General features: G+C 70.2%; 7 protein-coding genes and 1 rRNA gene. All 8 read right to left on the bottom strand.

Annotated features, from left to right (window positions below; all coding sequences use genetic code 11):
- Nucleotides 1-64: 64 nt before the first annotated feature.
- Nucleotides 65-2,380: a DNA internalization-related competence protein ComEC/Rec2 gene (locus tag BLQ63_RS27525; protein WP_091040747.1), complete on the bottom strand. Its 2,316-nt coding sequence runs from the start codon at nt 2,378-2,380 to the stop codon at nt 65-67.
- Between the two features lie 31 nt (nt 2,381-2,411).
- The gene (locus BLQ63_RS27520) at nt 2,412-3,239 is read right to left on the bottom strand and encodes a helix-hairpin-helix domain-containing protein (protein ID WP_177155137.1); all 828 of its coding nucleotides are present in this window, start codon (nt 3,237-3,239) and stop codon (nt 2,412-2,414) included.
- 315 nt (nt 3,240-3,554) lie between these two features.
- Nucleotides 3,555-4,403, bottom strand: coding sequence for a DegV family protein (locus BLQ63_RS27515; protein ID WP_091040745.1), 849 nt, complete (start codon nt 4,401-4,403; stop codon nt 3,555-3,557).
- A gap of 13 nt (nt 4,404-4,416) precedes the next feature.
- A complete protein-coding gene (locus BLQ63_RS27510) occupies nt 4,417-4,893 on the bottom strand; it encodes a hypothetical protein (protein ID WP_091040744.1) in 477 nt (158 codons plus the stop codon).
- Between the two features lie 98 nt (nt 4,894-4,991).
- Nucleotides 4,992-5,648, bottom strand: coding sequence for a histidine phosphatase family protein (locus BLQ63_RS27505; protein WP_177155136.1), 657 nt, complete (start codon nt 5,646-5,648; stop codon nt 4,992-4,994).
- A complete protein-coding gene (rsfS, locus tag BLQ63_RS27500; RefSeq protein ID WP_091040742.1) occupies nt 5,645-6,061 on the bottom strand; it encodes a ribosome silencing factor in 417 nt (138 codons plus the stop codon). The genes BLQ63_RS27505 and rsfS overlap by 4 nt, the downstream gene beginning before the upstream one ends.
- A gap of 119 nt (nt 6,062-6,180) precedes the next feature.
- On the bottom strand, nt 6,181-6,783 hold the full coding sequence (gene nadD, locus BLQ63_RS27495) for a nicotinate-nucleotide adenylyltransferase (RefSeq protein WP_091040741.1): 603 nt from the start codon (nt 6,781-6,783) through the stop codon (nt 6,181-6,183).
- A gap of 131 nt (nt 6,784-6,914) precedes the next feature.
- Nucleotides 6,915-7,031: ribosomal RNA gene (gene rrf / locus BLQ63_RS27490) — 5S ribosomal RNA — on the bottom strand.
- Nucleotides 7,032-7,254 lie beyond the last annotated feature (223 nt).

The following is a 7,254-nucleotide window of genomic DNA, read 5'->3' as shown; positions in this document are numbered from 1 at the left end:
CACGCCCACGCCCACGCCCACGCCCACGCCCACGCCCACGCCCACGCCCACGCCCCGACGATCCTCAGCCGCCGGTCGTCACCTCGAACCGATTTTCATTCCGCACCACGGTGATCCGGCCCTCCTCATCGGTCCGGAACACCAACGCACCCTCCTCCTCCAAGATCGCCAACGGCCCCGGGTCCGGATGCCCGTACTCGTTCCCCTTCCCCACACCGACCAGTGCCACCGCCGGATCGGCCGCTTCCAGGAACTCCCGCACCTGGAACGACGACCCGTGGTGGGGCACCTTCAACACGTCCACGTCCAGTGCCGCCCCGCTTCGCAGCAGCGCCTGCTGGCCCTCCAGTTCCACATCGCCGGTCAGCAGCACGCTCGTCCCAGCCACCTCGGCGCGCACCGTCACCGAGTTGTTGTTCGGATCAGACCGGGTGCCGCTCAGCAACTCCGGCGGCGGACCGAGCACCTCCAGCCGCGTCTGCCCGAACTCGAACACCTCCCCCGGCACCGCCTCCAGCACCGGCACGGCCCCCGCCCGCTCCTCCACCAGCTCGAAGCCGTACTGCGCCTCCCCGGGCGGCGGCGCCAGGATCGCGACCACCTCACGCCCCTCCAGCACCCCGCCGATGCCGGCCGTGTGGTCGATGTGGAAGTGGGACAGCACCAGCAGCGCGATCCGGTCCGCTTCCAGCGCTTCAAGACACGCGTCCACCGCCGCGGGCTCGGGCCCGACGTCGACCACCACCACCGCGTCGCCGGCCGGAAGCACCAACGCATCCCCCTGGCCCACATCGCACATGGTCACCACCCAGCCTGACGGCGGACCACCGGTCAGCAGGCAGGCCGGAATCATCCCGAGACCCGCCGCGACGAGGACCGCCAGCAGCGGCCGCCGCAGCGCACGCACCCGTGCCAGCCCGATCACGGCCGCCAGCGCCCCCGCGGCCGCCAGGCCCCACCACAATCCGCCCGGCACCGGCAGCATCGCTCCCGGTATCTCAGCGCCGGTGCGCGCCAGCCAGATCAGCCATCGCGCGGGCAGCGCCGCCAACTGGGCGACCAGCTCACCTGCCGGAAGCCAGATCACGGCCGCCGCGGCCGCCCCCACCGACAGCATGACCACCGGAGCGGCCACCAGCGCCGCGAGCAGGTTCACCGGAACCGACACCAGGCTCACGCCCGTGCCGAGGCCCACGAGCAGCGGCGTCACCGCCACCTGCGTCGCGAGCGGGATCGTGACCGCCAGCGCCACCGGCTGCGGCCATCCTCGGTGCTCGAGCGGCTTCGCCCACCGGAACGCCAAGAGCAGCAGGCCGACGCACGCGGCCACCGAAAGCGCGAATCCCGCCTGGGCCGCCATGTCGGGGTCGGCGAGTACGACCACGAGCACCGCGGTCGCCAAGGCCGGCATGGCCGCGCGTGGCCGGCCCGCGGCCAGCGCGAGCAGTGTCACCCCGGCCATCACGGCCGCCCGCAACACGCTCGGCTGCGGTCCGGCGACGACCACGATGGCCGCCGCCGCCAGTGCCCCGGCGAGGACCCTGGCCCGCGGTCCGGCCCTGAGCGCCAGGGCGACCGCCAGGACCGCCCCGACCACCAGGCTCAGGTGATATCCGGAAACCACCACGAGGTGAACCAGTCCGGTCGAACGGAAGTCGGCGGCGAGTTCCGCGTCCATCAACGAGGTGTCGCCGACCGCGAGGGCGGGGATCAGTCCCGCTTCGGGTTGCGGCACGGTGTCGACGGCGGTCGCGAGCCGCTCGCGCACGTGGGCGGCGAACCGGTGCGCGAGCGCCGGCCGCCCGTCGAGTTCGGGAGGCCCGCGTGCACTGACGATCGCGGCGGTGAGGCGCCCGGAGTCGGCTTCGCGGAGCACGGCCGGGACGGTGATCCGCTGCCCGGAGCTCACCTGGAGCCATTCCTCGCCGCTGCCCACCAGAAGCACCTGCCAGTTTCCTTCGACCGCAACGTCTTCGGATTCGAATGAACGCAGCCGGGCGGTGGCGGTGACCATCTCGGGCCGCCGGGTCGAGGCCTTCGGCACCGTGTGGAGGACGAGTTCGGCTTCGCCGCTCGTCTCCGTCTCGGTCAGTGCGGTGATGCCCGCATGGTCTCGGGCTGCCACGTGCACGGTGGTGACGCCCGCGCCGAGCATGCCGCCGAAGGCGGCCGTGGCGAGGGCCGCGGTGAGGCCACGGCGCCATCGGAGGCCGGCCACTACCAGGGCGAGGCAGGCCAGCGCGGTGAGCGTCCCGGTGGTGACGGTGCCGTACAGGCCCGCCAGTGCGGCGGTCCACACGCCCGCGGCGACGAGCGGCAGTCGCCAGTCCCGCCGTACCACTTCGGAAGGCGCGGGTCGGAGTGTGAACTCGGCGCTCATCGGACCGCCCCCGGGCCGCACGGTGAGGCCGTCACAACGTCACCTGCTCGCGGAGCTGTTCCAGCAGCGCCGAGCCGATGCCGGACACCTCGGACAGCTCGTCGACCGACTGGAAGCTGCCGTTCGCTTCGCGGTATTCGATGATCCGCTCGGCGAGGACCGGGCCGATGCCGTTGAGCGCGTCCAGTTCCGACGCTCCGGCGACGTTGATGTTCACGAGTCCGCCCGCTGCGGCGCCTGCTTCGCCGGGGTCCGGCGCGGCCGCGCCCGAGGCGGCGGCGTCGGGGACGGCGACGAGGTCGCCGTCGGCGACCACGCGGGCGAGGTTCAGGAAGCCGGGGTCGGCGCCTTCGGTCAGCCCGCCGGCGGCCTCGATGGCGTCGGCGACTCGGGCGCCTTCCTCCAGTTCCACGATTCCCGGTTCGTTGACCGCGCCGGCGACCGAGACCACGATCAACGCCGGCGCGGCGGCTGACGCTTCGGGTGCGACGGCCGGAGCGGTCGCGGCGGGCTCGGCATCGGGCCAGGACAGGATGGTCACCGACAGGCCCACGGCGGCGATGAGCACGGCCACGGCCAGGAGGACCCATCGGTTGAGGTGGGAGAGGCCGAGGCGTGTCTGGAGGCGTTCCAGGCGCTCGTCGAACCGTCGGGACGGCGGCGGGTGCAGGACCGGTTCGGGCCTGGCGTCGCCGCTGTCGGGGTCGAGGGTCTCGGTGCAGACCGCGCGGTCCTGCTCGTTGAGTTTCAGGCGCAGTCGCGCGGCGAGTGCCGCAGAGTCAGGCGGGAGACTGCGGTCCGTGCGGGGTGTCGAGGCGGGTGGTCGCTTGGCGGTCTGAGGTTCAAGTACGCGTTCCATATCGGGTTCAACGAGCGAAGGACACGGCCGTGACTCAAGAATTTTCGGGCCTGTGGACAACCGAATCGACCCTGTGGATAACTGTAAGAAGTGTGGACGAGGCCTGGTCGGAGGCGTCATAATGCGGCGCGCAACGGCGCTACGACCAGGCGAAGTTCTTTCGGGTGACTTTTCCGCGCGCGGGCCCGGATCACGCCGGATCGGGCCCGATTCCGCGCGATTCCTGTCGGACCCCGCGGGAAGGATCGAGCGGCGCGACAGTTTGTTCCCCTCTGGGTGGGTGGGGGTTTGTGGATGGCCGTTGTAGAAAGAACCTCAAGAAATACGGCGGGTGATGACCCCGACCAGGCCGGGCCCGCAGTGGGCGCCGACCGCGGCGCCGACTTCGGTCACGTCCATGCGCTGCAGCCGCTCCGCGAAATGCTCCTCGAGCCAGCCGGCGAGCGCCTCCGCGCGCCGCTCGGCGCCCAGGTGGTGCACCGTCATCGCGACCTCCGAGCCGCCCGCGTCGGCCACCGCGAGCGAGGCGAGCCGCTGGAGCCCGCGCGTCGGGGTGCGGACCTTCTCGACCACGTCGATGCTGCCGTCCTCAACGCCCAGAATCGGTTTCACCGACAGTGCCGTCCCCACGATCGCCCTCGCGGCGCTGATCCGGCCGCCGCGCCGCAGGTACTCGAGCGTGTCCAGGTAGAAGTAGGTGGTGGTGCGTCCGATCGCCTCGAGCGCGGCCGCCGCGGCGGCCAGCACGTCGGCGCCCTTCTCGGCCGCCTCCACGGCCGCGAGCGCCGGATACCCGACCCCCATGCCGGCGCCGAGCGAGTCGACCACCGCGACCCGGCCCCCGAAACCGGAAGCGGCGGCCTCCGCCGCCGCGACCGTCCCCGAGAGGCGGCCCGACAAGTGCACTGAGACGATCCCGTCCGCGCCTTCGTCGAGCAGTCGCTGGTAGGTGGCCCGCAGCTCTTCCGGCGGCAGGCCCGAGGTCGTGACCGTCTGGCCCTCACGCATCGCGCGCAGGATCTCCTCGCCGCCGACGTCCTCGCCCTCGCGGTGCTCGGTGCCGCCGATCAGCACCGGGATCCCGAGCACCGTCAGGCGGCCCTGCGAGGCGCGAAGCGGCTCAGGCAGGGCCGAAGTGGAATCGGTAACGACGACGACGGTCACGCCGCCACATTACCTAATCCGCGGATTCGGCATCTTCGACCACGAACGGGGTCCCCTGCTGGCAGGTCGTCATCATGTCCGCTTCGACCTTGCCGTGCAGCGTGACCGTCGCGCCCGCGTACACGACCGACGAGTCGAAGCTGCCGTAGATCCCGTACAGCGTGCCGTTGTGCTCCAGCACCAGGCATCCGGTCTCGACACCCGAGGCCACGGTCCCGGAGATAGTCGTCTGCGAGTCCGAACCGGGCTTGGACGAGTCGCCGAGCGACGGGTCCAGGTACGGGGTGGTCTCCTCGGTCACGGGGTCCTCCTCGGTGGCTTCGGGCGGGGTGGTCGCCTCGGTCGGCGCTGTCACGGTCGAGGGCGTCGCCGACTCGTCGGAGCCGCCTTCTCCCGAACCGCACGCCGCGAGCACGGCGATCATGAACGCGCCGACCAGCGGGCCGGTCTGGCCCGCGAATCGTCCGACGCGAGATGCATGCGTGTCCATGCCGATTTGACGCCTCCGATCGCGGCGCGGTTGCACCACGTTCGAAGCCTACGGCCGGCGGTGCGCCCGGGTCCAGCGCTCACCGAAGAGCGCCGCGGCTAGCGGCCGGCCTGCTGGCCTTTCGCGAGCAGGCTCTGCCCGATCGTGCTCGGGTCGGGAACGCCGAGGTTGTAGCCGTAGAGGCGCCACTTGCCCGAGCGCATCTGCCGCAGGTCGGCCCAGTGCGCGTTGTCCATGCCCGAGAGGCTGCTCGTCGGTCCCTGCTCCCAGTCGAGGATGCCCCCGATGATCTGGCGCGCCGAACCGCCGTGGCAGACCACGATCGCGGTCCCCTCCACGTCCGATTCAACGATGTCGCGCACCGCTTCGGACGTGCGCCGGTGCAGTTCGGCCCACGTCTCGATATCGGGGTGCTGCAACGGCTCCTGCGACCGCCACCGCCGGTGGTCCTCGGGGAACCGGTCGGCGATCTCGTGGTGCGTCAGGCCCTCCCAGGGGCCGTAGGCGCGCTCGCGGAGCCGCTTGTCCAACTCGACCTCGACGCCGGTGATGTCGGCGACCGGACGGGCCGTGTCGACCGCGCGCCGCAGGTCCGAGGAGATGATCCGGGTCGGCTCGTACGCGGCCAGCTCAGGAGCGGCCTCGGCCGCCTGGGCCTTGCCGGTCTCGTCGAGGTCGATGTCGGAGGAGCCCTGGATGCGGCCCGCGATGTTCCACTCGGTCTGCCCGTGGCGGACGATGAGCAGGCGGTTCACTGCGTTTCCTCGATACCGGCCTCGGCCCGGCGGCGCGCCAGCTCGGCGTCGGCCTGGTCCTCGAACTCGATCTCGGGGCAGTCCTTCCACAGGCCGTCGAGCCCGAAGTAGTCCCGCGCCTCCTGGTGGAAGACGTGCACCACGATCTCGTTGTAGTCCAGCAGCACCCACTGCTCGCCGCCCTTGCCCTCACGGCGCAGCGGACGCGTGTCGTGCTCCTTGATGAGCCGTTCCTCGACCGCGTCGACGACCGCGTGGACCTGCCGCTCGTTCGAGGCCGAGACGATCACGAAGACGTCCGTGAGGGCGATCTTCGAAGTGACGTCTCGGAGGTTGATGGCGAAGGCCTTCTTGTCGGCGGCCGCTTGGGCTGCCGCGAAAGCCAGGGTCAAAGCGGTTTCACTTGCGGTCACGAACGCTCCTACAAAGAGATCTCCACCGGCGATCCGCCGGCTCAGGTCTAGTCTTACACGCTGGGTATGACGACAGCTTCCCTGTTTCGTGCCCGTCCCTGTGCGACGCGTCCCAACCTTCAGCCGCGGTAAAGCCCGCGCTCGACGATGTACTCGCCGACCGGACCGGTGAGGAGGTACCGCACGGGCTCGCCGTCGCGGACGCGCTGGCGGCATTCGGTCGAGGAGACGTCGACGGCGGGCATGTCGATGAACTCGACCTCCACGCCGAACGACGTGTCGACGTCCCGCCGCGAGTGCCCCGGCCGGTTCAGCGCGATGAACTTCACCGCTTTGCACAGCTCCTCGACCCGGTGCCAGGTGTGGAGGTTCTCCAGGGAGTCCGCGCCGATGATGAAGTGCAGGTCGACCTCGTGGTCGTACTCGGCGCGCACGTCGGCGACGGTGTCCACCGCATAGGTGGGGCCGTCGCGGTCGATGTCGCAGGTGCTGACCCGGAAGAGCGGATCCGAGCCGACGGCGAGCCGCGTCATCGCAAGGCGCCCAGCCGCATCGGTGACCTTGAGGTGGTGCTTCTGCCACGGGTCGCCGGCGGGGACGAAGACCACTTCATCCAGTCCGCACCGGAACGCCGCCTCGCTGGCGGCCACAAGATGCCCGAGGTGGGGAGGATCGAAAGTCCCCCCGAACACCCCGACGCGGCGAACAGACTGGTCGTACACAGCTCGAATCCTATCGCGCCTATAGATTCAAAGAGCACGCGAAAGGCCCCATCGCAAAGCGATAGGGCCTTACCCAATGCAAAAAGAAAAGGCCCGACGCATCGGCGTCGGGCCTTTCCCATATGTTAAATGTTTGGCGGTGTCCTGCTCTCCCACACCCTCTCGAGTGCAGTACCATCGGCGCTGGAAGCCGTAACGACCGGGTTCGGAATGGGACCGGGTGTGTCACTTCCGCTCTCACCACCAAACAAACCCTGGGGACCACACACGCGTGCGCGGCCGGTAAGGGGTTGTCCGGCTGCTCGGTGTCCCCGCGGTGCGGGGGTCGAGCTGCTCGAGCTTTCCCTATACAATTGTGCGTGATCTGAACCGGTCACACCGACTGGTGTGTGGTTTCAGAATCGCATAGTGTGCGTGAGTGTCATGTCGCTATCAAGACCGAAGTTATGTTAAGTTCTCGGCGGTTAGTAC

The sequence above is a fragment of the Glycomyces harbinensis genome (assembly GCF_900101745.1).
GTDB classification, from domain to species: domain Bacteria; phylum Actinomycetota; class Actinomycetes; order Mycobacteriales; family Micromonosporaceae; genus Glycomyces; species Glycomyces harbinensis.
This window is presented reverse-complemented; position numbering and strand designations above follow the sequence as displayed.